General features: G+C 62.7%; 23 protein-coding genes. 8 read left to right on the top strand and 15 right to left on the bottom strand.

The features are described from left to right. Positions 1-125: 125 nt before the first annotated feature. Entirely contained in the window at positions 126-563 is a 438-nt protein-coding gene (locus ACFY9W_RS10030; protein WP_391129150.1) for a carboxymuconolactone decarboxylase family protein, read from the bottom strand. Between the two features lie 202 nt (positions 564-765). Here ACFY9W_RS10030 and ACFY9W_RS10025 point away from each other — a divergent pair, with 202 nt between their 5' ends. Beyond that, positions 766-1,962, top strand: coding sequence for a cyanate transporter (locus ACFY9W_RS10025; RefSeq protein ID WP_391129147.1), 1,197 nt, complete (start codon positions 766-768; stop codon positions 1,960-1,962). Here the strand turns inward: ACFY9W_RS10025 and ACFY9W_RS10020 are convergent. Both ACFY9W_RS10020 and ACFY9W_RS10015 read right to left on the bottom strand, forming a co-directional pair. Then, positions 1,955-3,388: an aminotransferase class I/II-fold pyridoxal phosphate-dependent enzyme gene (locus ACFY9W_RS10020; RefSeq protein ID WP_391129144.1), complete on the bottom strand. Its 1,434-nt coding sequence runs from the start codon at positions 3,386-3,388 to the stop codon at positions 1,955-1,957. The two genes, ACFY9W_RS10025 and ACFY9W_RS10020, sit on opposite strands and share 8 nt — an antisense overlap. 386 nt (positions 3,389-3,774) lie before the next feature. Further along, positions 3,775-4,113 carry a hypothetical protein gene (locus ACFY9W_RS10015; RefSeq protein ID WP_391129142.1) on the bottom strand — a complete coding sequence of 113 codons (339 nt, stop codon included), beginning with the start codon at positions 4,111-4,113 and terminating at the stop codon, positions 3,775-3,777. A gap of 196 nt (positions 4,114-4,309) precedes the next feature. Here ACFY9W_RS10015 and ACFY9W_RS10010 point away from each other — a divergent pair, with 196 nt between their 5' ends. Next, entirely contained in the window at positions 4,310-4,891 is a 582-nt protein-coding gene (locus ACFY9W_RS10010; RefSeq protein ID WP_391129139.1) for a flavin reductase, read from the top strand. Positions 4,892-4,910: 19 nt separating this feature from the next. On the opposite strand, the gene ACFY9W_RS10005 is transcribed toward ACFY9W_RS10010, so the two are convergent. Both ACFY9W_RS10005 and ACFY9W_RS10000 read right to left on the bottom strand, forming a co-directional pair. Beyond that, entirely contained in the window at positions 4,911-6,065 is a 1,155-nt protein-coding gene (locus ACFY9W_RS10005; RefSeq protein WP_391129136.1) for an aminotransferase class V-fold PLP-dependent enzyme, read from the bottom strand. A 188-nt stretch (positions 6,066-6,253) separates the two neighbouring features. Continuing rightward, positions 6,254-7,180 (bottom strand): LysR family transcriptional regulator, encoded by a 927-nt coding sequence (locus tag ACFY9W_RS10000; RefSeq protein WP_060497224.1) that lies wholly within the window; start codon positions 7,178-7,180, stop codon positions 6,254-6,256. Positions 7,181-7,320: 140 nt separating this feature from the next. Here ACFY9W_RS10000 and ACFY9W_RS09995 point away from each other — a divergent pair, with 140 nt between their 5' ends. The 3 genes from ACFY9W_RS09995 (at position 7,321) to ACFY9W_RS09985 (ending at position 10,454) form a co-directional block, all read left to right on the top strand. Next, entirely contained in the window at positions 7,321-8,550 is a 1,230-nt protein-coding gene (locus tag ACFY9W_RS09995; protein WP_391129131.1) for an acyl-CoA dehydrogenase family protein, read from the top strand. Between the two features lie 121 nt (positions 8,551-8,671). After that, entirely contained in the window at positions 8,672-10,072 is a 1,401-nt protein-coding gene (locus ACFY9W_RS09990) for a PAAR domain-containing protein (protein ID WP_391129129.1), read from the top strand. Next, positions 10,065-10,454 carry a hypothetical protein gene (locus ACFY9W_RS09985; RefSeq protein ID WP_391129126.1) on the top strand — a complete coding sequence of 130 codons (390 nt, stop codon included), beginning with the start codon at positions 10,065-10,067 and terminating at the stop codon, positions 10,452-10,454. The genes ACFY9W_RS09990 and ACFY9W_RS09985 overlap by 8 nt, the downstream gene beginning before the upstream one ends. Positions 10,455-10,661: 207 nt before the next feature. Here ACFY9W_RS09985 and ACFY9W_RS09980 read toward each other — a convergent pair whose 3' ends face one another. The 8 genes from ACFY9W_RS09980 to ribBA form a co-directional block, all read right to left on the bottom strand. Next, positions 10,662-12,014, bottom strand: coding sequence for an SPFH domain-containing protein (locus ACFY9W_RS09980; protein WP_391129123.1), 1,353 nt, complete (start codon positions 12,012-12,014; stop codon positions 10,662-10,664). Between the two features lie 141 nt (positions 12,015-12,155). Continuing rightward, positions 12,156-13,217, bottom strand: a complete 1,062-nt coding sequence (locus ACFY9W_RS09975; RefSeq protein WP_391129120.1) for a TerC/Alx family metal homeostasis membrane protein — start codon at positions 13,215-13,217, stop codon at positions 12,156-12,158. Between the two features lie 166 nt (positions 13,218-13,383). Next, on the bottom strand, positions 13,384-14,691 hold the full coding sequence (locus ACFY9W_RS09970; RefSeq protein ID WP_391129117.1) for a substrate-binding domain-containing protein: 1,308 nt from the start codon (positions 14,689-14,691) through the stop codon (positions 13,384-13,386). A gap of 232 nt (positions 14,692-14,923) precedes the next feature. Further along, complete coding sequence (locus tag ACFY9W_RS09965) at positions 14,924-16,072, bottom strand: ATP-binding cassette domain-containing protein (RefSeq protein WP_391129113.1); 1,149 nt, start codon at positions 16,070-16,072, stop codon at positions 14,924-14,926. Positions 16,073-16,091: 19 nt separating this feature from the next. After that, on the bottom strand, positions 16,092-16,901 hold the full coding sequence (locus ACFY9W_RS09960) for an ABC transporter permease (RefSeq protein WP_132841412.1): 810 nt from the start codon (positions 16,899-16,901) through the stop codon (positions 16,092-16,094). Positions 16,902-16,907: 6 nt separating this feature from the next. Next, positions 16,908-17,825, bottom strand: coding sequence for an ABC transporter permease subunit (locus tag ACFY9W_RS09955; RefSeq protein WP_391129109.1), 918 nt, complete (start codon positions 17,823-17,825; stop codon positions 16,908-16,910). Next, positions 17,822-18,847 carry an extracellular solute-binding protein gene (locus ACFY9W_RS09950; RefSeq protein WP_391129106.1) on the bottom strand — a complete coding sequence of 342 codons (1,026 nt, stop codon included), beginning with the start codon at positions 18,845-18,847 and terminating at the stop codon, positions 17,822-17,824. The genes ACFY9W_RS09955 and ACFY9W_RS09950 overlap by 4 nt, the downstream gene beginning before the upstream one ends. 281 nt (positions 18,848-19,128) lie before the next feature. Further along, positions 19,129-20,250: a bifunctional 3,4-dihydroxy-2-butanone-4-phosphate synthase/GTP cyclohydrolase II gene (ribBA, locus tag ACFY9W_RS09945; RefSeq protein WP_391129103.1), complete on the bottom strand. Its 1,122-nt coding sequence runs from the start codon at positions 20,248-20,250 to the stop codon at positions 19,129-19,131. Positions 20,251-20,328: 78 nt separating this feature from the next. Between ribBA and ACFY9W_RS09940 the strand changes: the two genes are divergently transcribed. Beyond that, positions 20,329-20,643 carry a DUF1330 domain-containing protein gene (locus tag ACFY9W_RS09940; protein WP_391129100.1) on the top strand — a complete coding sequence of 105 codons (315 nt, stop codon included), beginning with the start codon at positions 20,329-20,331 and terminating at the stop codon, positions 20,641-20,643. 17 nt (positions 20,644-20,660) lie between these two features. Here ACFY9W_RS09940 and ACFY9W_RS09935 read toward each other — a convergent pair whose 3' ends face one another. Beyond that, on the bottom strand, positions 20,661-21,878 hold the full coding sequence (locus ACFY9W_RS09935) for a Bcr/CflA family efflux MFS transporter (protein WP_391129097.1): 1,218 nt from the start codon (positions 21,876-21,878) through the stop codon (positions 20,661-20,663). Between the two features lie 188 nt (positions 21,879-22,066). Between ACFY9W_RS09935 and ACFY9W_RS09930 the strand changes: the two genes are divergently transcribed. Then, positions 22,067-22,663 carry a TetR family transcriptional regulator gene (locus ACFY9W_RS09930; RefSeq protein ID WP_391129094.1) on the top strand — a complete coding sequence of 199 codons (597 nt, stop codon included), beginning with the start codon at positions 22,067-22,069 and terminating at the stop codon, positions 22,661-22,663. Positions 22,664-22,943: 280 nt separating this feature from the next. On the opposite strand, the gene ACFY9W_RS09925 is transcribed toward ACFY9W_RS09930, so the two are convergent. Next, complete coding sequence (locus ACFY9W_RS09925; RefSeq protein WP_391129091.1) at positions 22,944-24,032, bottom strand: type II asparaginase; 1,089 nt, start codon at positions 24,030-24,032, stop codon at positions 22,944-22,946. 403 nt (positions 24,033-24,435) lie between these two features. Between ACFY9W_RS09925 and ACFY9W_RS09920 the strand changes: the two genes are divergently transcribed. After that, positions 24,436-25,392: a substrate-binding domain-containing protein gene (locus ACFY9W_RS09920; RefSeq protein WP_391129089.1), complete on the top strand. Its 957-nt coding sequence runs from the start codon at positions 24,436-24,438 to the stop codon at positions 25,390-25,392. Positions 25,393-25,411 lie beyond the last annotated feature (19 nt).

Below are 25,411 nucleotides of genomic sequence, written 5' to 3'. Positions count from 1 at the left end.
ACCTGCACTGGCCTCTTCGCGGGCTTGCCCGCTCCCACAGGTACTGCACCGGTTTCAGGCTCGGTGCGGTCCCTGTGGGAGCGGGCAGGCCCGCGAAGAGGCCAGTACAGGCTAGCGATCAACGATCAGGCCGGCACCATGGCAAACCCGACACCAAACCGGTTCCAGGCATTGATCGTGGCAATCGCCAGGGTCAGGTTGGCCACTTCGGCCGGTTCGAAGTGTTCCTGCAGGGCTTCATATTGCCCCTGCGGCGCGCCCTGCTCAGGCAGGCGGGTCAGGCTCTCGACCCAGGCCAGCGCCGCACGTTCGCGGGGGGTGAAGTAGGCGGTTTCCTGCCACACGCACAAGGTCTGCAAGCGTGCTTCGGTCTCACCTGCCTGGCGCGCATCATTGGCATGCAGGTTGACGCAGTAGGCGCAGCCGTTGATCTGCGAAGCCCGCAGGCGCACCAGCTCCAGCAGGGAACTCTCCAGGCCGCTCTTGGCCAGGGCCTGCTCCAGGCCGACCATGGCCTTGTAGGCTTCGGGTGCGTGTTTGGCCCATTCGATACGGTTGTGCATGGCTGTCTCCAGAAGGGTGTGCAGTGGGGATGGCGCTACTGTAACGCCGCCCATTGGCCTCCCCGATAGCCAATCGTGCGCATAAGCAGGAGGCCAATCGACCATTCAGGTGGCCACTGACAAGCATCCAATCTCTTCATTTCTGCCTGGCCAGTCGAGCCGGGATAATGGCCGCATCTTGTTACCAGAGAACCGATTCGCAATGAGAGCTGCCTTGAACCTGCTGCTGGTGATCTTGCTGGCGCTGAACCTGCGGCCGATCCTGACCAGTATCGGCCCCTTGCTCGAACCCATGCGCGCCAGCACCGGCCTGGGCTACCAGCAGGCCGCCCTGCTAACGGCGTTGCCGGTACTGTGCATGGGCCTGGTGCCGTTGCTGCAACCGTGGTTGCGGCGCTGGATCAGCGAGCATGGCGGCATGCTCGGTGGCCTGGCTGCCATTGCCCTGGCCTGCCTGTGGCGCTTGCAACTGGACAGCGCGTGGGCGCTGATTGCCAGTGCGGTGTTCGCCGGCCTGGGGGTGGCGGTGGTACAGGGCATGATGCCGGGGTTGGTCAACCGCTGGTTCCCCGGGCGCCTGGCCGGGGCGATGGGCCTGTATTCGGCGGCCCTGATGACGGGCGGCGGCCTGGCCGCCGTACTCGGCCCACACATCAGTGGCTACTTCGGCCATTGGCAAGCTGGCCTGGGCCTGTGGGCGATACCGGCGTTGCTGGCGGTTCTGGCCTGGGCTGTGCTGCGGCCACGTCAAGAGGCGCCCAGGCTGGCGGGTGCAACAGGCGGGCACTGGTTCGGCACGCGCCGGGCCTGGTTGCTGGCCCTGTACTTTGGCCTGATCAACGGTGGCTACACCAGCATGGTGGCCTGGTTGCCGGCGTACCACATCGAGCACGGCGGCAGCGCCCAGGGCGGCGCAGACCTGGTCGGTTTGATGACGATTTTCCAGGTGGCGGGTGCACTGGGTTTGCCGTTGCTGCTGCGGCGCCTGGCAGACCGCCGCCCGGGCTTGTGGCTGGCGCTGGCCATCCAGCTGGTGGGTTTCCTCGGCCTGCTGCTGGCCCCAACGCTGGCGTCGGGGCTGTGGGTAGCGATGATCGGTTTCGGCCTGGGCGCCTGCTTCAGCCAGTGCCTGACGCTGACCCTGGAACACCTGAAGACGCCTGCCGAGGCCGGCAGCCTGGCAGCATTCGTACAGGGCGTTGGCTTTATCATCACCGGTATCGTGCCCTATATCACCGGTTGGCTGCGTGACATGAGTGGCAACTTCCAGGCATCGTGGGCGCTGCTGACCGTGACCGTGGTGGCCATGCTGCTGGTAACCACCTGCTTCAACCCCCGTGGTTATGCCGCAGCCGTTGCACGCCCGCCCGCGACGGGCAAGGTCGCGCCGGTCAGCTGAGGCCCTGCAAGGTGTCGCGCACCCGGTCCAGTGCCGGGTCGATGTCCAGCAGTTCGATGGCACCGAAGCCCAGCAGCAGCCCCGGGCGCACCGGTGCTTCGCTGAAGAACGGTGCCAGCGAGTACAGGCCGACTTCCACCTTGCGCGCCAGGTTGGCCAGCAACTCGACATCAACCCCGGGTTTGGCCAGTGCACTGAGGTGGAAGCCGGCGCTGGCGGGGATGGCGCTGAACCACGGTGACAGGTCGCCACCCAGGCGCGTGAGGATGCGTTCGCGGCGGGCGCTGTAGACTTCGTGGCAGCGGCGGATGTGCTTGTTCAAGTGGCCTTCGCCCAAAAAGCGCGCCAGCGCCCATTGCAGCAAGGTCGGGCTGTGCCAGTCACTGAGGTGCTTGGCCACACAGGCGGCCTGCAAGACTGCAGGCGGCAACACGGCATAGCCCAGGCGCAGCTCGGGCAGCAGGGTTTTGGAGAAGGTGCCCACATAGGCCACCAGCCCATGCTGGTCGAGGCGCTGCAAGGCATCCGGGGCCGGCCCGTGGTAGCGGAACTCGCAGTCGTAGTCGTCTTCGATAATCAGTGCACCCAGCTCGGCGGCCCGTGCCAGCAGGGCATGCCGGCGTGGCTCACTCATCGGCATGCCCAGTGGAAACTGGTGCGAAGGCGTTACGTAGATCAGCCGGGTGCCCTCGGCGATCTGCTCCACGCATAGCCCTTCGTCATCCACCGGCACGGATTGCAGGCGTGCGCCCAAGGCCAGGAACAGTTGCCGTGCCGGCGGGTAGCCAGGGTCTTCCATGGCCACCTGGCAACCCGGCTCTACCAGCACCCGGGCGATCAGGTCCAGCGCCTGCTGGGCGCCGTTGCACACCAGCAGGTCGGCCGCGCTGCAATGCACGCCGCGGGCGTAGGCGATGTGGTGGGCAATGGCCTCGCGCAGTTCCGGCAAGCCTTGGGCCGTGAACTGCCGCTCGGGGTGACGCTGGCTGCGGCGCAGGGCGTAGTTCAGGCAACTGCGCCACTGGTCGAACGGGAACTGCGCCTTGCTCGATGCGCCGCCGACAAAGTCATACCGCGACGGTGCTTGCAGCTGGCGCTGGCCGAGCACGGTGGCACGCTGCTGCCAGCGTTCGAGCGACGCGGCGCCGGCCAGGGGGATGGTGGTGGATGCAGGAGTGCGCAGGGGTTGGCGCGGGCTGATGAACGTGCCACGGCCGACCACGCCGCTGAGCAGGTTGTCGTAGGTCAGCCGCGAATAGGCCTCGGCCACGGTCTTGCGCGATACGCCCAGTTGCTCGGCCAGCAGGCGGGTGGGCGGCAGCTGGGTACCGGCGGCCAGGTGGCCACTGTCGATACCGGCGCGCAGTTGCTGGTAGAGCTGGTCGGCCAGGCCTTTGCGGCCCTCCAGGCGAATGTGCAGTTCCATGGGGTGGTCCGGAGCGGGGGAGTGCTCAGGATAGCGGATTGGTCGGGGAAGGGCATGGGGCCGCCTCGCGGCCCATCGCCGGCAAGGCAGCTCTAATAGAACTGCGCATGACTTACTGATTTAGCAGGGACCCTGTGGGAGCGGGCGTGCCCGCGAACACCGGCACAGCCGGTGCCATGCACCGCGCTGGATTCTTCGCGGCGGTTCGACGCCTCGACGCGCCCGCTCCCACAGGGTACGCGGTGCGCCCGGCATCAGTTCTCTGCGCGACAGCGCAGCCCAATGGGCTGGGCAATCTCCCACAGGTACCGTGTATGCATCAGGCTGGACGCGGCCCTGTGGGAGCTGGCTTGCCGGCGATGGGCTGCAAGGCAGCCCCGAAACTCTCAGAACCGGGCGGTGCTTACCGTGATATAGCCTTTGTCCGCCACCGCGATGCTTATCACGGTCTCGTCCGCTGGTGCCTTGCGGTTGCGCTTGATGCGCACGCCATCCACCGTCGCAGCCTTCATATGCTCTGAGATAGCCCGCCCGTTCGGGTCGAAGAACACCTCGCTGGCCAGCAACTCGATACGTTCGATCAATTGCCGGGAGTGTTCGTCGGTAGCGCAGAAGAACATCACCCCGGACAGGTGGGGGTCTTCATCGGGGTTGCTGATGTCATGGGTTAGCATTTCGCGCAGGCTGCTGCGCAGTTCGGCAATGGAGCGGGCGTGCAGGTGCATACGGAGCCTCCTCTGGATCGCGACCTGGCGTTGTCCAGTGACGATCTTGTTTTCCGTGCGCCGGGGCGGCAAGTAGGATGCGTCCGAGAGTGTTGTGGGAAATTTCCGAAGGCGCCGAAATGCCAGCCCTGTCTGGCAGGTCGTAGAGGCCTGCGGCACAATTCGCCGTCTGATACCCGTCTTGCCGAGGATTGCCATGAACAGCCATTTCCAGCCCGTCGACCTGCAAAAGGCCTATCGCTTGCTGAACCACGGCCCTACGGTGCTGGTTTCGGCCAGCCATGAAGGGGTGGACAACGTGATGGCAGCTGCCTGGGCGTGTGCGCTGGACTTCGACCCGCCCAAGGTGACGGTGGTGCTCGACAAGATCGCACGCACCCGGCAAATGGTGGAGGGCAGTGGCTGGTTCGTGATCCAGGTGCCAACCGCAGCGCAGGCGCAGCTCACCCACCAGGTGGGTACCCGCAGCTTGTTCGACCAACCCGACAAGCTGGCCAGCATCGGTGTGCAGCTGGCCCGGGTCGAGGGGCATGCGGCACCACTGGTGCAGGGCTGTTCAGCGTGGTTGATGTGCCGGGTAATCGACGAGCCGCACAACCAGAGCACCTATGACCTGTTCATTGGCGAAGTGGTGGCGGCCTGGGCCGATGACCGGGTGTTCCGCGATGGGCACTGGGCTTATGAACATGCCGACCCGCAGTGGCGCAGTTTGCACTATGTGGCGGGTGGGCATTTTTATGCGATTGGCGACGCGGTGGTGGTCGACTTACCGGGTTGATTGCACGGCGTGCTGACGTTCACCACAACGCGACCGAGGCAGTCGCCAGCACCCGGCCGAACACCTCAAGCGCCTTGTCCACGTCGGCCTCGCTGCTAAAGCGCCCGATGCTCAAGCGCACACTGTTGCGGGCCTGGCGCTCATCCAGCCCCAGTGCCAGCAGCACATGCGAGGCAGCATTGCTGGCGGAGTTGCAGGCCGATGTGGTCGATAATGCCAGTTCGCTGGCCAGCGCTGCACTGTTGAAGCCTTTGCTGTCGATGCACAGGTTCAGGGTGTGAGGTATACGTTGGCTGGCGCAGCCGTTCAGGCTTACGCCGGGCAAGGCCAGCAAGCCTTCGCGCAAGCGCGTTGCCATCTGCGCCAGGTGCTGGTGCTCACTGTCACCGGGGTGGCCGGCCAAGGCAAAGGCGCTACCCATGCCCACGATCTGGTGGGTGGCCAAGGTGCCGGAGCGCAGGCCTTGCTCATGGCCGCCGCCGTGCATCTGCGCACGCATCAGCGTGCGGGCGCGTGGCCCGACATACAGCGCGCCGATGCCCTTTGGCCCGTAAACCTTGTGTGCCGAAAACGACATCAGGTCTACCGCCATTGCGCTCAGGTCGATGGCCAGCTTGCCCACGGCCTGCGCTGCATCCACGTGCAGCAAGGCACCGTGTGTACGCACCCGCTCGCCAATGGCGGCAAAATCGGTGACCGTGCCCAGCTCGTTGTTGACCGCCATCAGCGAAACCAGGCGGGTATCGGCGCGCAACGCTGCCTGTACGCTGGCTGGCTGGATCAGGCCAGCGGCATCCGGTGCCAGGCGGGTAACGGCCCAGCCCTGGCGCTCCAGTTCGGCCACCGTGTCAAGCACGGCCTTGTGCTCCAGCTGGCTGGTAATCAGGTGGCCGGGCTGGCCGATGCCTTGGGCAATGCCTTTGAGTGCCAGGTTGTTGGATTCGGTCGCGCCCGAGGTCCAGACCAGGCTCTGGGCCTGCGCGCCAACGCGCTCGGCCACTTGCTGGCGGGCTTGTTCCACGACATGTCGGGCAGCCTGGCCGTAGGCATGGCCACTGGACGCCGGGTTGCCAAAGTTGGCCTGGCTGCCAAGGCAAGCGAGCATGGTTTCGATGACCCGGTCATCGACGGGGGTGGTGGCGGCGTAATCGAAGTAGAGCGGGGCGCTAGGCATCTGGGCAGGTCCATGTCTGTCGCCGTGGAATCGGCGGTTGATGGAGTAAGCGTATCCGGTACCTGCGAGATATTTTTCGCTTCCCGTAGCGTTTTTCTGAATGGTATGAAGAAAATTTTCTATGAAATTCAGGTTTTGCAGGATTTATTTCTATTAAGCGGGGCGTTGAACGCCCCTTGTTCGTACCTTCAGGCGGGCTCCAGGGCTCTTTCTTCCTCTGCCACCACGCGTTCGCACAATTCGGTGATTTGCTCGCGCATCCAGCGGTTGGCCGGGTCCTGGTCGGTGCTTTCATGCCAGTACAGGTGCGTTTCCAGCGCGGGTACCTCTACCGGGAGAGGGTGGTAGCGCAGCTGATGACGGCGGGCGAAGCGTTCGGGCACTGTCATGGCCATGTCGGTTTGCTGCAACACCTGCGAAGCCATCAGGTAGTGCTGCGAGCGCAAGGCAACCTTGCGCTGCACGCCCATCTTGCCCAGGGCCAGATCGACATAGCCCAGGCCATTACGGCGGCTGGAAATATGGATGTGGGTCATGCCCAGATAGCTGTCGAGGGTCAGCTTGCTGTCGGCCAGTGGGTGGCCCTGGCGCAGGGCGCAGACGTAGCGGTCCTGCATCAACTTGACGTGGCGCACCTGCGGGTCCGTGTTAAGGGGCGCGTCGATGGCGAAGTCCAGGCGGCCGGCGGCGAGTTCCTTGGTGGTCTCGCGGCGCTTGCACAAAAAGCTTTCAATCAGCACCGCCGGCGCCAGGCGTCGCAAACGCTGGAACAGAGGCGGCAGGATGACCGCTTCGGTCAGGTCGGTCATGCTGATGCGGAAGGTTTTGTTGGCCTGTTGCGGGTTGAAGATGCGGCTTTCCTGCACCGACGTACGTAACAGTGCCAGGGCGTTGCGCACCGGGCCGATGATGTTCTGCGCCATGGGCGTAGGCACCATGCCTTGCGCGGTGCGCACGAACAGCGGGTCGTTGAAGGTTTCGCGCAACCGCGAAAGGGCGTTGGACACCGCCGGCTGGGTGATGCCGACAATTTGCCCGGCGCGGGTCAGGTTGGCTTCGGTGTAGATCGCGTCAAACACGATGAACAGGTTGAGGTCGACCTTGCTGAGGTTCATGGGCGCCGCTCTTTGTTGGAATTATTGGCCGATCATATATCGGTTATGAATGTTTATACACGCGGAAAATAGACTAGGTGGATGGGCGCTTGCTGCTCTAGGCTCAGGCCCATGTTTTCCGAACCGTGAAGGTAGCCCCGATGGATTTCGCCTATTCGCCCAAGGTCCAGGCACTGCGTGAGCGCGTCACCGCGTTCATGGACGCTTATGTCTACCCCGCCGAAGCCGTGTTCGAGCGCCAGGTTGCCGAAGGCGACCGCTGGCAGCCCACCGCGATCATGGAAGAACTCAAGGCCAAGGCCCGCGCCGAGGGGTTGTGGAACCTGTTCCTGCCCGAGTCGGAATACGGCGCTGGGCTGAGCAACCTGGACTACGCGCCGCTGGCGGAAATCATGGGTCGCTCGCTGCTCGGGCCTGAGCCGTTCAACTGTTCGGCGCCGGATACCGGCAACATGGAAGTGCTGGTGCGTTACGGCAGCGAAGCGCAGAAACGTCAGTGGCTGGAACCGTTGTTGCGTGGCGAGATCCGCTCGGCATTTGCCATGACCGAGCCGGACGTGGCCTCTTCGGACGCCACCAACATGGCCGCCACCGCCGTGCGTGACGGTGACGAATGGGTGATCAACGGCCGCAAGTGGTGGACCTCCGGCGCCTGCGACCCGCGCTGCAAGGTGATGATCTTCATGGGCCTGTCCGACCCTGAAGGGCCACGCCACCAGCAGCACTCGATGGTGCTGGTGCCCACCGATGCGCCCGGTGTGAAGATCGTCCGCCCGTTGCCGGTGTTTGGTTATGACGACGCGCCGCATGGCCACGCCGAGGTGCTGTTCGAGAACGTGCGGGTGCCGTATGACAACGTGATCCTCGGTGCAGGCCGCGGTTTCGAGATTGCCCAAGGGCGCCTTGGGCCTGGGCGTATCCACCACTGCATGCGCTCGATCGGCATGGCCGAGCGTGCGCTGGAATTGATGTGCAAGCGCTCGGTGGAACGCACGGCCTTTGGCCGGCCACTGGCACGGCTGGGCGGCAACGTCGACAAGATTGCCGACTCGCGCATGGAGATCGACATGGCCCGGCTGCTGACACTGAAGGCGGCGTACATGATGGACACCGTCGGCAACAAGGTGGCCCGCAGCGAGATCGCGCAGATCAAGGTGGTGGCGCCTAACGTGGCCTTGAAGGTCATTGACCGGGCGATCCAGATGCATGGTGGGGCAGGGGTGAGCGGCGATTTCCCGCTGGCCTACATGTACGCCATGCAGCGTACCCTGCGCCTGGCTGACGGGCCGGATGAAGTGCACCGGGCGGCGATTGGCAAGTATGAGATTGGCAAGTATGTGCCGGTGGAGATGTTGCGCAGCGGGCGATAGCGGGTTGCTACCGCCAGTTCAGGATAACTTGTAGGACGCTTCTGATTCTCTGCTCCAAGCGCTTGAGGCCGCCCGGTGGGTGTTAGGTTTCTAACCCTATCCACCCACAGGGAGCTTGAAGATGCGCGTCAGTCTAGAGGGAAAAGGTCAGGCGGTAGATGGCGATGTGACTACAACGGGGGCGGTGTGTATTGCGACGGGTGCCGGCTATCTCGACGAGGGTCGAATGGTGCTGCGCGAAGGCGACCACACCACGGCATGCCCTGTTTGTGGGCAGGTGGGAATGGTCGCCGAAGGTGTGGACCATTTCATTTCCGATGGCCGCCGGGTGGCCATGGACGGTGCGCTGGTTCTCTGTGGTTGCTCGCCGGGCAGCAATCGGGTAGTTGCACCGGTAAATGAAGTACCGCCGTCCAGGCATTCCATTGCAGTGCGCGCGAATACCCACGTTGCCCAGCCATCAACCCCCGTTTACCCCGAACGGTTCTCCCAACCCATAGCCGTTGCGATGCCCGGTACCCTGGAGCCTGGCTTCTACGTTATTCCGCGACGCATGTCATTCGCACAGGTACTGCTGGAATTGGCCGAACACGATGCCACGTTGCCGATTTCCCGGCTGCAGCGGCTCAACCCTACGTTCGAACAGGGGTTCAAGGCCGGGGAAATTTTCGTTATCGGTGACCCTGACAATGGTGACGCCTGCACCCGCGAGGAAGGCCAGCTGATGGCGGCGGCGCAGCACGCACGCCGTGCGCTGGCGGTGCTCGATTTCGCCGAAGCGAACTTCATGATGAAGCATCAGGCCGAGATCGCGGGGTTGCTCAGCAACGCTAGCCTGTCCATGGGCGTGGGGAAGGACATGCTGGAGCAAGGCCTGAAGCAGGTCAGTCAGACGCTGACCAGTATCGAGCAACTGCACCAGCGGGAGTTCATGCGCCACGGCCACCTGAACAGTCCAAGCTTCTTTGCCGAACGGCGGCGGTTGCTAGGACTGCTGGATGGACAGTTGAAAACGGCATTGCTTAACAAACAGCTGAACTTAGGTAGCTATGAGCGGCTGAAGAAGAGCTTGAACATTTCGACCAAGAGCCTTGTGCACCACTGGTCGAAGGCCGGTGGGCCGGGGCAGATTCCGGGGTATGCGACGCATCTGGACAAGGTGGCGCGGCTGAGCAAGTACCTTGAATATGGAGGATATGCTGCGATTGGGTTAGGTGGCACTTCATCATATTTGAAAGTACAAGAGGTCTGTGGTGCAGGTGAAACTGAAGACTGCCGGAAAGTCCGATTCACCGAAACGGGTAGTTTCGCTGGTGGCTTAGGAGGAGGGATGGTGGGAGGTTACATCGCAGGTGCAGCCGCTACGACGCTATGCGGTGTTTTCGCGGTGGGTACCGGCGGCCTTGGGGTACCCGTATGCGGGATCGTCCTGGCTGGCGCCGGCTCTGCGGCAGGCTCTATTGGTATTGGCGCAGCTGGCGAGAAGATGGGTGAAATGATTTATGAGGTGAAGGGTGATTGACTTTGATAGCTGGTCGCCATACTTGCGAATAGCTTTCTTAGTTGCGCCCTTCATCATCGGCCTTGTCGGTATTGCTGTGAATGTTCAGATAGCGCTTTCGACGGATTTTGATATCGCTCTTTCAGCGATTACCAGCAATCCCTACCTGGAACAGATGAAGCCCGTATGGGGCGGAGGGAATCTGAGGTCTCGATGTCTACTGCTGAGCGCGGTAAGCGCTTTGGTCACATTTCCTTGGCTTCATTTGCGTTTGGGATGGTTGGACGAGGCGGAACTTGAAAGGTTTCCGCCCAAGTTGAGGCGAAAATTAGGGGCAGCTCTTTGGCTGATCCTGATCTCATCAGTCTGGGCGGCGGTGGGTTATTTCATTATCAAGAAATGATCACCGCTCAGGCCCGTCAATTCTCATTAGAGCGGCTTCCAGGTGGCGGTACGTCACCTGGGAGCGCTCTAGTGGTGACAGAAGTTGACTCTTCGCCAGCCCGTACTGGCCTCTTCGCGGCTTAAGCCGCCCACAGGTACTGTGCAAGTCTTGGGCGTACTCGATCCCTGTGGGAGCGGCTTCAGCCGCGAAGAGGCCAGCGAAGGCTTACTGAGTCTTCAGGTCAATCACCAGATCTTTGGCGGCCTTCGTAGCCAGTACACTCATTAGCTTGCTCATTTCATCCTGCCGCCCAATGCCTGATTCGGGGCTCCCCATCATTACGCTCGGCACTGGTGCCCTTGCAGCAGCCTCTGCCCAGGCCCGGTTGATCTTCACCATCGCATCCAGCTTGGTTTGCAGGGCGCCATCCGCCTTGAGCGTGGCCTCACGGGCGTAGGCTTCGGCATCGGCCGTGATCTTGGTCGCTTCTGCCGTGACACGGGCCTTGTCCCGAAGCAATTCGGCCGTCTGTTTGTCGATCTCGGCGCGACGCTTCTCACGTTCCGCGTTGATCAGCGCAAGCTGTTTCTCGGTCTCGGCTTCGGTGGTACGTTCGATTTGCTGGCGCAGGCTTTCCTGACGTTTGGCCTCGACGTCTTTGGCGCCACGGGCAGAGACCAGTTCCTTCTCTTCTTCTTCCTTGAGCCGGTTTTGCCGGGCCACGGCCAGTTCGGCCAGCGCCTGTTGTACGCGGACCATACGTTGCTGATATTGCGGGTTAGGGTCGATATGAGTGACACGCGCGTCGACTACTTCGACGCCAAACAGGCGGAATTGCTGTTGCTTGCGCAACTCCCGACCATCTTTGTCGAGCTTCTTTTCGATGACGAAACGGGTAGCGCTGTTGTCGCCGAAACTACCCTGTTCGGTGCCGGCCTGCAGAATCGCGGTTTGGGCCGGATGATTTTCGCGTTGAACGCGGATCTCCTTGCGGCTGGTCAAGTACAGGCCGTTGCGCAGCTGATTTTCGAACTCGGCACCGAAGTGGCTACGGTTACCCGCATAGTAATCGTCGGCACTCATCAGTGAGGCCGTGGCTTGCAGTGTTTCCTTCACCGCTGGCAACAATGCACGTTGCAGGAAGTTGTCTGGCGTGCGGTACTCTTGGGCGATTTTCAAGAAGGCTTCACCTGAAGGCAGGCGAAACTGGGTACTGAATTCTGCCTTCGCATCGACATTGCCCAGAAACACGATGGGCAGATTGTCCAGTGTGATGGACGGATGCCCGCCGCGAGTGTCCTCCGGATTGTCCATGCGCAAGGAAGATTGGACGCCGATGGTACGGCGCCAGGCTGTACTGCGGCCGAACCATTTCGTGGCGTAGCCAACGTCTTCGACCACTTTCTCTTCGCCAAAGATCGTGCGTACGTGGGTCATTTGACCCGCTTCGTTGTAGAAAAACACTTCATTGAACATTGCTGCGAGTAAGCCAGCGGCCAGGATCGGGATGCCAACGACTGCAACCAGCTTGCGGTTGATACGAAATTGGGAAAGGTCAGGAACAGACAGCTTTTGCATGGAGCACTCCTTGTGCGGAAAGTCACCATGCTGGCGAAGCTGTCCCTGTGTTCACAATCAGGCCACACGCATACCTTGCGTAGGAAAAATCGTTGGATTGATTAGGAAAAAACCACCCTCGTTAGGCGGCTTCACAGCAACTCAGACCCGCAGTTGCGGGTCTTCGTCTTTTTCTCGTGCGATGGCCGCATTCGAAACAGGATTCGGTTGCTCAGACTCGGCCGCCACTTTCTGTCCTCTGGTCTTCACCAACGAAACCACCACCCCACCAAGCAGCAACCCGAACGTCACCCCCAGCGACAGCAACGCCGGCACCTTACCTACCATGCCGTGGTAGAAAATCTTGCAGCCAATAAAGATCAACACCAACGCCAGCGCGTACTTCAGGTAAACGAACCGGTGCATCAGCGCCGACAGCGCAAAGTACAGCGAGCGCAGCCCAAGGATGGCGAAGATGTTGGAGGTGTAGACGATGAACGGGTCCTGGGTAATGGCGAAGATCGCAGGCACGCTGTCGACGGCGAACACCAGGTCGGCCAGTTCGATCAGCACCAGTGCCAGAAACAGCGGGGTGGCATAGCGCAGTGCCTTGCTGTGCCCGGGCGGGGCCTGGCGTATGAAAAAGTGCGAGCCGTGGATCTGGTCGGTGACCCGCATGTGCCGGCGCACGAACCTGATGACCGGATTGTTGGCAAGGTCCGGGTGGCTGTCTTCCTTCGACAGCGCCATCTTCACCCCGGTAAACAACAGGAAGGCGCCGAAGAGGTACAGCACCCAGGCAAAGTTCTGCACCAGCGCGGCACCCACGCCGATCATGATCGCCCGCAGGAAGACCACCCCCAGGATGCCCCAGAACAGCACGCGGTGCTGGTAGCGGCGGGGGATGGCGAAGTAGCTGAAGATCATCGCCATGACGAACACGTTGTCCATCGAAAGCGACTGCTCGACCAGGAAACCGGTGTAGAACTCCAGCGCCGACTGCGCGCCCAGCTGGTACCAGACCCCGACGCCGAACAGCACGCCGACGCTGAAGTAGCCTGAATACAGCAGCAGGCTTTCTCGCATTTCGATTTCCCGGTCGTGGCGGTGCAGCACGCCCAGGTCGAGCACCAGCAAACCGATGACGATGGCCATGAATACCAGCCACAACCAGGCGCTGGTACCGAGTACAGGGGTGGTGAGGAATGCTTGCAGAGCTGTCATGAGCCCCTCCTTGAATGTCGACGTTGCATGGCAACAGTGATCCGACATCACGGCTTGGCAGCCGTCAGAGGGGCCCGGTATCACATGAATTTGAGCCTAGACGCGTTTGCAGGGGATACCGAATGGGGAGCTGTTACATTTCTTTGCCAGGGCCCTGATCGGGCCTTCAATACACCCACACTTCGACCCGGCGGTTACGCAGCCGCCCCTGCTCAAGCTCGTTTCCGGCCACCGGCAGTTCATCGCCCATCCCGGTCACCTCCAGTACCTCTACGCCATCGCGCGCCAGTTCGCGGCGCACTGCCTGGGCCCGCAGGCGCGATAGCAGCGCGGCTCGCCCGGGTGTTTCCTTGGGGTCGCCGAACCCTACCAGCACCGCCTTGCTCTGCAACTTGCCGGCCTGGCGCAGGTATTCGACCACCCGCTGCACATCGCGCAGGGCCTTGTTGTCGAGGCTGGCGCTGCCTTCCTGGAAGCGGAAGTTCACGCTCAACCGTTGCGCTTGCTGGGCCAGGGTACGGTAGCGTGGCGGCATATCGGCCTGAAGCGAAACCGGCTGGGCGTTGATCTGCTGCGACACAAAACCCTGCTGGGCGACGATTGCCTGGCCGGCCGGGCTTTGGGCGAAGTCGGCCAGCGCCTTGGCCTGCGGCTTGGGGTTGGCTGGCAGGTACACGTACAGCCGGCGCGACAGCGGGTAGTCCTCACTGGCCACCAGCGCACGCTCTGGCAACATGGCTGGCGCGTCGCCTTCGGCCACCGCCAGCACCTTGGCACCGTGAACGGCGGCCAGGCTGCTGAAACCGATTGCCTGGCGGTCGGTGGCCACGCGCAAAGCCAGTTCGTCACTGGACTCGAAGCGCTGGGCCTTGCTCCACAGCTCAGCGTGCTGGGGCTCCAGTACCAATGCCTTGAAGGTTTCGTAGGTGCCGGAGCGGTCGTCACGGGCGTACAGGTGGATGGCACCGCCGGCAACGCCCAATTGCTCCCAGCGCTGGATCTGCCCGGAGAAAACCAGTGCCAGTTGCGCCGTGGAGAGTTGTGGTAGCGGGTTGTCGGGGTGAACGATAACCGCGACGCCATCCAGGCCGATGACCTGTTCGGCGCTGGGCGCACGCAGGTCACCCAACGCCCGCAGCTGGTGTACTTCGCTGTCGCTGACCGGGCGTGAGGCGGCGGCCAGGTCGGCGTCGCCACGGCCAAGGGCGGCGAAGCCGGTGCTGGAGCCGTGGGCGGCGATATCGATGCGCACCGGCTGGCCATTCGCGTCCTGCGCGGTGATCACGGTTTCGTTGGCAACGTTGCCAGGTTGCTGGGCAATGGCGGTGGCGTGCCGTGCGCGCAGTTGCCCCTGGACAAGCGCCGGCAGCAAGGCCGCGCCGATGGTGTTGGAGCCTTGCACGCGCAGGTGAACGGGCTCGGCCAGGGTCGCCAGTGGTAGCAAGGTAAGCAGCAAGACAAGCAGGCGAGGCATGCCGGGTGGCCTATGGCATAGAGTTGGCCGGCAGATTACGACAGTGGCGTGATGATAATGTGACAGTCAGTGGGGCCTGAATCCAAGAACTGGCAGTCCGCGTTATTGGGGCTGCTTTGCAGCCCATCGCAGGCAAGCCAGCTCCCACAGGTAGCGTGTTGCCTTCAAGACAGGCACTAAACCTGTGGGAGCTGGCTTGCCTGCGATGGGCCGCAAAGCGGCCCCGGCGATCTCAATGCGCCCCGGCCGACTTGCTCAAGTCACTCTCGGCCCACTCGGTATAGATGCAGGCATCCGCCACTGCCCAGCGCACTTTCACGCTATCACCCGGCTGCATCGGCATGCCCGCCGCCGAAAGCGCCTTCACCGTCAATTCGGTACCGCCCGCCGTCACCACATGGCAGGTCTGGCTCTCGCCCAGGAACAGCACTTCGCCAACCTTGGCGCTGACTTCGTTCCAGCCCGCTGGCAGCGGCTCGCGCGCGGCCTGAGCGGCGGTCAGGGCCAGGGCTTTTTCCGGGCGCACCATGATCAGTGCATCCTGTGCGGCGGTAAGACCCGGGGTCAGGCGAATGGCCACCGGCTGGCCTTCGAAGCTGCCCGCGCCATTGCTGCTGGCCTTGATCCGCAGGAAGTTGGAGTTGCCCAGGAACGAAGCGACGAAAGCATTCGGCGGGTTCTGGTACAGGTCGTAGCCGGTGCCCAGGCCGACGATCTTGCCATGGCTGAAGATGGCGATGCGCTGGGACAGGCGCATGGCTTCTTCCTGGTCGTGGGTGACGTAGACGATGGTGATGCCAAGCCGGCGGTGCAGCTGGCGCAATTCGTCCTGCAAGTCTTCACGCAGTTTCTTGTCCAGCGCGCCAAGTGGTTCGTCCATCAGCAGGATGCGTGGCTCGTACACCAGCGCCCGGGCAATGGCCACGCGTTGCTGCTGGCCACCGGACATTTGCGAGGGTTTGCGGTGGGCGAACTTCTCCAGCTGCACCAGCTTGAGCATGGCGTCGACGCGCTTGGCGGTCTCGGCAGCGTTGAGCTTGCGGATGGCCAGCGGGAAGGCGATGTTGTCGCGCACGTTCAGGTGCGGGAACAGCGAGTAACGCTGGAACACCATGCCAATATCGCGCTTGTGCGGCGGCACGTTCACCAGCGACTGGCCATCGACCAGGATCTCGCCGCTGCTGGGCGTCTCGAAACCGGCCAGCATCGACAGGGTGGTGGACTTGCCCGAGCCGCTGGAGCCGAGGAAGGTCAGGAATTCGCCGTCCTGGATTTCCAGGTCGAGGTTGTCCACGGCGGTGAAGTCGCCGTAGTGCTTGTTCAGGCCGCGCAGGCTGACCAGGGTCTTGGCGGGCGCGTTGTCTTTGATCACTGCACTCATTGTTGTTTTCTCCGCGCGCTCAGGCGTTTGTTTCGGTGCGCCGGCGCAAGGCGGCGGCAATGAACATCACGAACAGCGACAGGCCGATCAGCAGGGTCGAGGCCACGGCGATGACCGGGCTGAGGTCCTGGCGCAGGGTGGTCCACATCTTCACAGGCAGGGTCTGCAGGTCGGGGCTGGCCATCATCACGCTCAGCACCACTTCATCCCACGACACCAGGAAGGCGAACAGGCCGCCGGCGATCATCCCCGGGCGAATGGCCGGGAAGGTGACCTTGAAGATGGCCTGCAGGCGCGAGGCACCGCAGATTACCGCGGCATCCTCGATCGACTGGTCGAACAGCTTCAGCGAGTTGATGATCGAGATGATGGTGAAGGGCAGGGCGACGATCACGTGGCTGACCACGAAGGCGAACAGCGTGCCGGTGTAGCCGAGCTTGAGGAACAGCGCATACACCGCCACGGCAATGATCACCAGCGGCACGATCATCGGCATGGTGAACAGCCCGTACAGCAGCTCACGGCCCGGGAAGCGGCCACGCACCAGCGCAAATGCACTGGGCAGGCCCAGCAGCACGGCAGCGACGGTGGTCAGCACGGCTACCTTCAAACTGGCCAGTGCGGCGTCCATCCACTCCGGGTTGGAGAAGAACTGGCCGTACCACTTGAAGGTCCAGCCAGGCGGCGGGAAGACCAGCCACTGCGACGAGCCGAACGACAACAACACGATGAACACCACCGGCAGCAGCAGGAAGGCCGCGATGACCCCGGTGGTCAGGTACAGGCCCGTACGCAGCGGGCGACCCATGGCATTGGGAGACAGGAGCATGGCGGTTTACCTCGCGTTGCCAACCGGGGATTCCGGCTGCAGCTTCAGGTACAGGTAGAAAAGCACCAGGGTGATGACCACCAGCAGTGCGGCGGCGGCGCTGGCCAGGCCCCAGTTGAGGAACGACTGCACCTGCTGGATGATGAATTCGGGCAGCATCATGTTCTGCGCCCCGCCCAGCAGTGCCGGGGTGACGTAGTAACCGAGCGACATCACGAACACCATCAGCGCCCCGGAGAACAGCCCCGAACGGCACAGCGGCAGGAACACCTTCCAGAAGTTGGTCCACGGGCTGGCGCCGCAGATGGAGCCGGCTTGCAGCACCATCGGGTCGATGGCGTGCATGGTCGCCTGCAGTGGCAGCACGATGAACGGGATCATGATGTAGCTCATGCCGATCACCACGCCGGTGAGGTTGTGCACCATTTCCAGCGGGGTATCGATGATACCCATGGCCATCAACGCCTTGTTGATCACCCCCGAGCTTTGCAGCAGAACCAGCCACGAGTAGGTGCGCGCCAGCAGGCTGGTCCACATCGACAGCAGCACGATGTTCAGCAGCCAGCGGCCCCAGCCTTTGGGTACCAGGGTGATCGCCCAGGCCAGCGGGAAGCCCAGCAGCACGCTGATCAGGGTGACCACACCGGCCACCGAGAAGGTGTTGAACAGCACCCGTGCGTAGGCCGAGTTGGCGAACAACTGCTCGTAGTTGCCCAGCCCCGGCGTAGGCTCCAGCACCCCGCGCAGCAACAGGCCGACCAGCGGGGCGAAGAAGAACAGGCCAAGGAACAGCAGGGCCGGCAGCAGGTTGCGGCTGCCTTTCCAGCGCTGGGTCAGGCTGGCGCGACGGGGGGCCGTACCCGGGGCGCCGGCGCCCGTGGGGGCACCTTGCGCGTTATGCAGGGCGTTGATGGCGACTTTCATTTGACCAACCACTCATTCCAGCGGGCAGCGATGGCCTGGCCGTTCTTCGCCCAGTAGGCGAAGTCCAGGGTGACCTGGTCCTGCACGTAGGCGGTTGGCAGGTTTGGTGCCAGGTCTTTGTCGAGCTTGGCCACGCTGTCGACGTTCACCGGCGCGTAGGCGGTCTTGTTGGCGAATTCGGCCTGGCCTTCGGCGCTGCTGGCGTTGGCCAGGAACTTCATGGCCGCGTCCTTGTTCTTGGCGCCTTTGGGGACGACCAGGAAGTCGGCCATGACCAGGTTCTGCTTCCAGCTCACGCCCACTGGCGCGCCATCTTGTTGCAGGGCGTAGACGCGGCCGTTCCAGAACTGGCCGAGCGAGGCTTCACCCGAGGCCAGCAGCTGTTGCGACTGGGCGCCACCGCCCCACCAGACAATGTCTTTCTTGATGGTGTCGAGCTTCTTGAAGGCGCGGTCCAGGTCCAGCGGGTACAGCTTGTCGGGCGTTACGCCGTCGGCCAGCAGGGCCAGTTCCAGCACGCCTGGGCTCGGCCATTTGTACAGGGCGCGTTTGCCGGGGTAGGTCTTGGTGTCGAACAGCGCGGTCCAGTCCACCGGCTTGTTGGCGCCGAGCTTGCCTTCGTTGTAGCCCAGCACGAAGGAGAAGAAGAACGAGCCCACGCCATGGTCGGAAACGAAACGTGGGTCGATCTTGTCGCGTTTGATCTGGTTGAAGTCGAGGGGTTCCAGCAGGCCTTCGCTGGCGGCGCGCAGGGCAAAGTCGGCTTCGACATCGACCACGTCCCATTGCACGTTGCCGCTTTCGACCATGGCCTTGAGCTTGCCGTAGTCGGTGGGGCCGTCCTGGACGACTTTGATGTCGGTGGCTTTGGTGAAGGGGACTGCCCACGCTTCTTTCTGGGCGTCCTGGGTGGTACCGCCCCAGCTGACGAAATTCAGGCTGTCAGCGGCCTGGGCGGCCTGACATGCCAGGGTCAGCAGGCTGGCGGACAGCACTGCGGTTACACGTTTGCTCAACAGCATGGTTACGCCCTCGTTGCTTTTGTTATTCGAGGCGGGCTTTTGGTGCGCCCGCCAACAGTGTTCGGGGAGCAGCTAAAACAAAGTGTCTGGGTGGCCGTTTGTAATTGTAGGTGCCGGCCTGCAGATTCAAGGTCTACGGGATATCATATTATGGTATTCCAAACTTTTCGCAAGAGGCATGAGGCGACCGGCCATCACTCCGTCCTCCAGAATTTGTCGCGGTCTGCTTTTGTGGGAGCGGCCTTGTGTCGCGAAAGGGCCGCTCCCACAAGGGGATGGTGTCAGATCAGGGAGGCTGGCTCGAAGGGAATGCTCTGCACAACCTCCAGCTCGTACCCCGCCAACCCCGCATATTTCAGCGGTGGCCCCAGATGGCGCAGCTTGCCCACGCCCAGGTCTTGCAGAATCTGTGCCCCGGTGCCCACTTCGGAGTACACCTTCGACTGCCCACGCTGATACGGCCGCACCGGCTGGGTCAGCTGCGGTACGCGTTCCAGCAAGGCTTGGGAGGACTCATGGTTGGCCAGGATCACCACCACGCCAGCCCCTTCCTCGGCCACCTTCTGCAAGGCCGCCCACAACGTCCAGTTGGCCGGGCCGGCGTATTCGGCACCCACCAGGTCACGAAGCGGGTCGATCACATGCACCCGCACCAGGGTGGGTTGCTCGCGGCGGATGTCCCCCATGACCATGGCCATGTGCACGCCACCTTCAATACGGTCTTCATAGGTGACCAGGCGGAAGGTGCCGTGCACGGTCGGCAGCTCACGTTCGCCGATGCGCTTGATGGTCTGTTCGGTGCTCAGGCGGTAGTGGATCAGGTCGGCGATGGTGCCGATCTTGATGCCATGCTGTGCCGCGAATACCTCAAGGTCCGGGCGGCGGGCCATGGTGCCATCGTCGTTAAGCACTTCGACAATTACCGAGGCCGGGCTGAAACCGGCCAGGCGGGCCAGGTCGCAGCCGGCTTCGGTGTGGCCGGCGCGGGTCAGTACGCCGCCTTCACGGGCGCGCAGGGGGAAGATGTGGCCGGGTTGCACCAGGTCTTCGGGGCGGGCGTTGGCGGCCATGGCAGCGGCCACGGTGCGTGCCCGGTCGGCGGCAGAAATGCCGGTGGTCACGCCTGTGGCGGCCTCGATCGACACGGTGAACGCCGTGCTGAATACACTGCCGTTGGCCGGCACCATTTGCTCCAGGCCCAGGCGCTGGCAGTGTTCGTCGGTCAGGGTCAGGCAGATCAGGCCACGCGCTTCGCGGGCCATGAAGTTGATGGCCTGGGCATCGCAACGCTCGGCGGCAATCAGCAGGTCGCCTTCGTTTTCCCGGTCCTCGTCATCCACCAGCAGGACCATCTTGCCTTGCCGGTAGTCCTCGAGAAGTTCCTCGATGGTGTTGAAAGCCATGTTGCACGCTCACTGTGGTGGGGTGATTTTTATGGTATACCATCATACACAAATATCGCCGAAACAGGAGAGCAGCGCATGAAGGCCTATTGGATCGCCCACGTGAACGTGACCGACCCCGAGCAATACCAGCAGTACACCCAGCGCGCCCCGGCTGCCTTCAAGGCGTTCGGCGGCCGCTTCCTGGCCCGTGGCGGGCGCAGCGAGGCGATGGAAGGGCGGCCTACCCCTCAGCGTAGCGTGGTGATCGAGTTTGATTCGTACGAGCAGGCGGTGGCGTGCTACCGGTCCGCGCTGTACCAGGAGGCGTGCAGCCATCGCCAGGGAGTGGCGACGGCCGAGGTGATCATTGTGGAAGGGTTCGAGCCGTTAGCCAATAATCAGGCGAATTAGCCCTCAGTGCCTAGGCATCAATGCCCGGCGAGGGAAAAGCTGGCAGGGGTGTCGCGCAGGCTCTGGGCGGTCAGCAGGCACACCACCAGGGTGCACAGCGCCAGCAATGCGGCCCAGGCGGTGGGGCCGTGGTTGAGTACCACTGCGGCCAGGGGTGCAGCACTGGCAGACACCGACAACTGGATGGCACCCAGCATGGCCGCTGTAGAGCCCAGCGACTTCTGCTGCGAAGCCATCACCAACGACATCAGCGTCGATTCGGCAATACCCAGGCCGAACAGTGCCACCACCATGCCACCGGCCACACCTGGCAGGCCCAGGCCGGTGAGGGCGCCGAGCAGGCTGGTGCAGGCACCGCCGGCCATGCACAGCACGCCCAGGCGTGTCAGCGTCTTCAGGCCCAGGCGGTTGATCAGGCGGCTGGCGGCCATGGCGCCGACCAGGACCGATACGCCGGTGGCGCCGAACAGCAGGCCAAAGGCTTGGGCGCTCAAGCCGTAGTGGGCCTGGTACACCAGCGTGGCGCCGCCAATGTAGGCGAACAGGAAGAAGAACACCGCCGCCACTGCCAGGGTCGGCCGTAGGAAGCGGCGGTCGGCCAGAAGGGCAATGTAGGTGCGGCAGGCGTGGCCCAGGCGCAGGGGTTCGCGTTTGCCGGGTGGCAGGGTTTCCAGCAGGTTGAACAGGCTGTTGGCCAGCACCGCCAGGCCCATGCCGGCGAGTACCAGCATCACCGCACGCCAGCCGAAATGGGTGTCGATCATACCGCCCAGAGCCGGCGCCAAAATGGGGGCCACACCTTCGATGGTCATCAGCAGGGCAAACAATTTGGTGGCTTCGACGCCCTGGCTTACATCCCGGACCATGCTCATGATCACCACCAGGGTCAGTGCACTGCCCAGGCCCTGGAAGAAGCGCAGCGCGATCAAGGTGTCGAGGCTGGGGGCGGCTGCGGCGCCGAGCGAGCAGAGGATGAACAGCATCAGGCCGGCCAACAACGGCTTGCGTCGGCCGCAGGCGTCGACGATGGGACCGAAGACCAGCTGGCCGGCGCCCATGGCCAGCAGGAAGAAGGTGAGTGTCAGCTGTACCTGGGTAAAGCTGGCCTGATAGTGGTTGGCGATTTCCGGCAGGCTCGACAGGTACATGTCGACGGCGGATGGGCCAAGCGCGCCGACCAGGCCAAGGCCCAGGGCGAAGCGGAAGGGTAGCGGAGGAGAGGGGTTTGCTTGCATGGTTTTCTCTGACTGATTTTTATCCTACCGTCCGGTAGGTTGGCGGATATTATGCGCCGAGTCTGGCAAGGTCAAACAGGGGCTTTCCATGGGCTGTCAAATTTCCTTAGAAGCATTGACCCGTGCGATTTCGATCACCACAATCCCTGCTCAAGACGCACGCGGCCCGCCGCGCCCCTGACGGAGCGATGCAGTTGAAAGACCTTTCCCCTTCTGCGGTACGCGTGTGCGATGCCGCCGTCGGCCACTTTGCCGAGTACGGCTACGACGCTTCTTCGCTAAACGAAATTGCCCAGCTGGCCGGCATGCGCAAGGCCTCCCTGTATGCGCACTTCGCCAACAAGGATGCCTTGTTCGTGGAGGTGTTCGAGCGAGCTCTGGCGCAGGAAACGGCCTTTGTCGAGCACGCATTCGAGCAGGAGGCCGACGACGGCCTGGCGCCCGGGCACTGGCTGGCCTTGCACCTGGCCGAACGTTATTGCGGCTCGGCCCAGCTGCGCTTCGTGCTGCGCACCGCATTCCTGCCCCCAGCGAGCATCAAGCCGATTGTTACATCGGGATTTGAACAATATCTGGACGGCATCCGTGAAGGGTTCTGCCAGGCCCTGCAAGCTCGCCACGGCCGGACAGCCGGGTACGATCGCGTGGCGCTGTATGCCGATGCCTATCAGGGCATCATCGACAGCCTGTATGTGGAACTGATGTACGCCGGCCCCGCCGCCTATGAACGGCGAGCTGCCGCGTTGCTGAGGGTGCTTGAAGACTCGCTGTCACTCAACCGCTGACTCCCTCTGCGTCTAGCCGTTGAGCGTACGTTAGCTGTGTACGCCGGTGGCCGTCCGTCGAATCCTCGGCACTTAATGGCAAGCCTCATATCCCACTTCATACACGCAGGCAACCTGCGCCCCTGATGGGATAACTGTTATGGCGATTGATCACAATGGCCCAGACGCTGCGTAACTTGGGCCAGCTGCCGCCAGAATGGCAGATGAATTCCGGTAGAGCCTAGATCTGCCTCGTGAGGTGGCCGACGCCGATGTATGCGCCGGCACACCCTATCAGGGCTCAATATTCCCAAAAGATCCGCTGCAACTCTTTGCTGTCCTGAGTCCTGGTCATCGCCACCATCGCCAGAATCCGCGCTTTCTGCGGGTTCAGGTCATGGGCCACGACCCAGTCGTTCTTGTCATCTGGCTGTTCGGCGTTGCGCAGCACGAACCCGCCCTGGTTTACGTGCGACGAGCGAATGATCTGCACGCCATTCTTGCGCAGCTCCTGCAACGCCGGCACCACCCGCGACGACACCGAACCGTTGCCCGTACCGGCATGGATCAGCGCCTTGGCACCGTTTTGCGCCAGCGCCTTGTAGGCGGTGTCGGTGACGTTGCCATAGCCATAGGCAATGTCCACCTGGGGCAGGCTGCTGATCTGCTTGATGTCGAACTCGGAGTTGACCGTGTGGCGCTTGGCCGGCAGGCGGAACCAGTAGGACTTGCCTTCCACCACCATGCCCATCGGGCCCCAGGCGCTCTTGAAGGCTTCGGTCTTGATGTTGACCGACTTGCTTACGTCACGGCCGGACTGGATCTCGTCGTTCATGGTCACCAGTACGCCCTTGCCACGCGACTGCTTGTCGCTGGCCACGGCCACGGCGTTGTACAGGTTGAGCATGCCGTCGGCAGACATGGCGGTGCCCGGGCGCATCGAGCCGACCACCACGATCGGCTTGTCGGTCTTTTCCACCAGGTTGAGGAAGTAGGCGGTTTCTTCCAGGGTGTCGGTGCCGTGGGTGATGACGATACCGTCGACGTCCTTGCTGTCGGCCAGTTCGGCGACACGCTTGCCCAGCTTCAGCAGGTCTTCGTTGCTGATACTTTCCGAGGCAATCTGCATCACCTGTTCGCCGCGTACGTTGGCAATGTCGGCCAGTTCCGGTACGCCGGCAATCAGCTTGTCGACGCCCAGCTTGGCGGCCTGGTAAGTGGCACTGTTGGCGGCACTGGCGCCGGCGCCGGCAATGGTCCCGCCAGTGGCGAGGATGACCACGTTGGCCAGTTTCTGTTGGGTTTCGGCTTCTTTGGCCGAGGCGGTGGCGGGCAGGATCAGCAGCAGGGCAAGGGCGCTGGGGGCGAAGGTTTTCAATGCGGCATTCATCGTTATTGTTCTCTCTCTTCCTAGTGAGATGATTTTTGAGTCGCACAGGCTTGGAGGCATCTTTCATACCAGCTTGCGCGTACTGCTTTTGTGGGAGCGGCCTTGCGTCGCGAAAGGGGTGCGAAGCGCCCCCGAAGTCGGTGCCTTGACACACATCCCGGGGCTGCTGCGCAGCCCATCGCGACACAAGGCCGCTCCCACAAAGGGCAAGTATTCCATTCGTGAATCCGAACAAGCATAGGAAAAGGTGTTCGGCTTTTCGGAAAAATTCTGGATAATCAGCACCAGTAGTCTTTTGCCTCCGACCGCAAAACGGATTTGACAAACCCCGGTCCTGTTTCCATAGTTAGGTACCGCAAACGTTTGCGATCCGATAAAAAAACAAGATTCGGAGTCATCGTCCATGAAACTGCCGTTCCCCGGCCGTCTGCTGGCCCTCGCTGTCGTTTCCACCCTTTCGCTCGCCCTGCCATTGTCTGCCGCCCATGCCGAAGACAAGCCCAAGGTCGCCCTGGTGATGAAGTCACTGGCCAACGAGTTCTTCCGCACCATGGAAGACGGCGCCAAGGACTACCAGAAGGCCCATTCCAACGAATTCGACCTGATCGCCAACGGCATCAAGAACGAGACCGACACCGGCGAGCAGATCCGCATCGTCGAGCAAATGGTCAACGCTGGCGCCAAGGCCCTGGTGATCGCCCCGGCCGACTCCAAGGCGCTTGTGTCGGCAGTGAAGAAGGCCATGGACCAAGGCGTGGTGGTGATCAACATCGACAACCGCCTGGACCCTGACCTGCTCAGGAGCAAAGGCATCAGCGTGCCCTTCGTCGGCCCCGACAACCGCAAGGGTGCGCGTCTGGTTGGCGACTACCTGGCTAGCCAGAAACTCAAGGCCGGTGACCAGGTAGGCATCATCGAAGGTGTGCCGACCACCACCAATGCCCAGCAACGCACGGCCGGCTTCAAGGAGGCCATGCAAGCCGCACAGATGAACATCGTCTCGGTGCAAAGCGGCAACTGGGAAATCGACAAAGGCAACGCCGTCGCGGCCTCCATGCTCAACGAATACCCCGACCTGAAAGCCCTGCTGGCCGGCAACGACAGCATGGCCCTGGGCGCGGTGTCGGCCGTGCGCGCCGCCGGCAAGGCCGGCCAGGTGCAAGTGGTGGGCTACGACAACATCAACGCCATCAAACCCATGCTCAAGGATGGCCGTGTGCTCGCCACCCTCGACCAGGCAGCCAGCCAGCAGGCGGTGTACGGCATCCAGGCCGCGCTGAAAATGGTCAAGGGCGAGAAACCGGATGTGGACGCCGACAACGTCATCCAGACCCCGGTCCAACTCATCACCAAGCCCTGATTGCTGGCAGGAGAAGCGG

The organism is Pseudomonas sp. NPDC008258 (assembly GCF_042956345.1).
In the GTDB taxonomy this organism is placed as follows: Bacteria; Pseudomonadota; Gammaproteobacteria; order Pseudomonadales; family Pseudomonadaceae; genus Aquipseudomonas.
Note: the sequence above shows the minus strand (reverse complement) of the source record. Positions and strands in the feature narration are given on the sequence as shown.

What these genes read in the sequence shown, in the direction of transcription:
- ACFY9W_RS09970 (WP_391129117.1), bottom strand. Translation starts at nt 14,691, where the DNA reads ATGCCTCGCCTGCTTGTCTTGCTGCTTACCTTGCTACCACTGGCGACC.
- ACFY9W_RS10020 (WP_391129144.1), bottom strand. Translation starts at nt 3,388, where the DNA reads ATGGAACTGCACATTCGCCTGGAGGGCCGCAAAGGCCTGGCCGACCAG.
- ribBA (WP_391129103.1), bottom strand. Translation starts at nt 20,250, where the DNA reads ATGGCTTTCAACACCATCGAGGAACTTCTCGAGGACTACCGGCAAGGC.
- ACFY9W_RS09995 (WP_391129131.1), top strand. Translation starts at nt 7,321, where the DNA reads ATGGATTTCGCCTATTCGCCCAAGGTCCAGGCACTGCGTGAGCGCGTC.
- ACFY9W_RS10005 (WP_391129136.1), bottom strand. Translation starts at nt 6,065, where the DNA reads ATGCCTAGCGCCCCGCTCTACTTCGATTACGCCGCCACCACCCCCGTC.
- ACFY9W_RS09940 (WP_391129100.1), top strand. Translation starts at nt 20,329, where the DNA reads ATGAAGGCCTATTGGATCGCCCACGTGAACGTGACCGACCCCGAGCAA.
- ACFY9W_RS09975 (WP_391129120.1), bottom strand. Translation starts at nt 13,217, where the DNA reads ATGACAGCTCTGCAAGCATTCCTCACCACCCCTGTACTCGGTACCAGC.
- ACFY9W_RS10030 (WP_391129150.1), bottom strand. Translation starts at nt 563, where the DNA reads ATGCACAACCGTATCGAATGGGCCAAACACGCACCCGAAGCCTACAAG.
- ACFY9W_RS10015 (WP_391129142.1), bottom strand. Translation starts at nt 4,113, where the DNA reads ATGCACCTGCACGCCCGCTCCATTGCCGAACTGCGCAGCAGCCTGCGC.
- ACFY9W_RS10025 (WP_391129147.1), top strand. Translation starts at nt 766, where the DNA reads ATGAGAGCTGCCTTGAACCTGCTGCTGGTGATCTTGCTGGCGCTGAAC.
- ACFY9W_RS10000 (WP_060497224.1), bottom strand. Translation starts at nt 7,180, where the DNA reads ATGAACCTCAGCAAGGTCGACCTCAACCTGTTCATCGTGTTTGACGCG.
- ACFY9W_RS09935 (WP_391129097.1), bottom strand. Translation starts at nt 21,878, where the DNA reads ATGCAAGCAAACCCCTCTCCTCCGCTACCCTTCCGCTTCGCCCTGGGC.
- ACFY9W_RS10010 (WP_391129139.1), top strand. Translation starts at nt 4,310, where the DNA reads ATGAACAGCCATTTCCAGCCCGTCGACCTGCAAAAGGCCTATCGCTTG.
- ACFY9W_RS09990 (WP_391129129.1), top strand. Translation starts at nt 8,672, where the DNA reads ATGCGCGTCAGTCTAGAGGGAAAAGGTCAGGCGGTAGATGGCGATGTG.
- ACFY9W_RS09950 (WP_391129106.1), bottom strand. Translation starts at nt 18,847, where the DNA reads ATGCTGTTGAGCAAACGTGTAACCGCAGTGCTGTCCGCCAGCCTGCTG.
- ACFY9W_RS09955 (WP_391129109.1), bottom strand. Translation starts at nt 17,825, where the DNA reads ATGAAAGTCGCCATCAACGCCCTGCATAACGCGCAAGGTGCCCCCACG.
- ACFY9W_RS09980 (WP_391129123.1), bottom strand. Translation starts at nt 12,014, where the DNA reads ATGCAAAAGCTGTCTGTTCCTGACCTTTCCCAATTTCGTATCAACCGC.
- ACFY9W_RS09920 (WP_391129089.1), top strand. Translation starts at nt 24,436, where the DNA reads ATGAAACTGCCGTTCCCCGGCCGTCTGCTGGCCCTCGCTGTCGTTTCC.
- ACFY9W_RS09925 (WP_391129091.1), bottom strand. Translation starts at nt 24,032, where the DNA reads ATGAATGCCGCATTGAAAACCTTCGCCCCCAGCGCCCTTGCCCTGCTG.
- ACFY9W_RS09960 (WP_132841412.1), bottom strand. Translation starts at nt 16,901, where the DNA reads ATGCTCCTGTCTCCCAATGCCATGGGTCGCCCGCTGCGTACGGGCCTG.
- ACFY9W_RS09965 (WP_391129113.1), bottom strand. Translation starts at nt 16,072, where the DNA reads ATGAGTGCAGTGATCAAAGACAACGCGCCCGCCAAGACCCTGGTCAGC.
- ACFY9W_RS09930 (WP_391129094.1), top strand. Translation starts at nt 22,067, where the DNA reads ATGCAGTTGAAAGACCTTTCCCCTTCTGCGGTACGCGTGTGCGATGCC.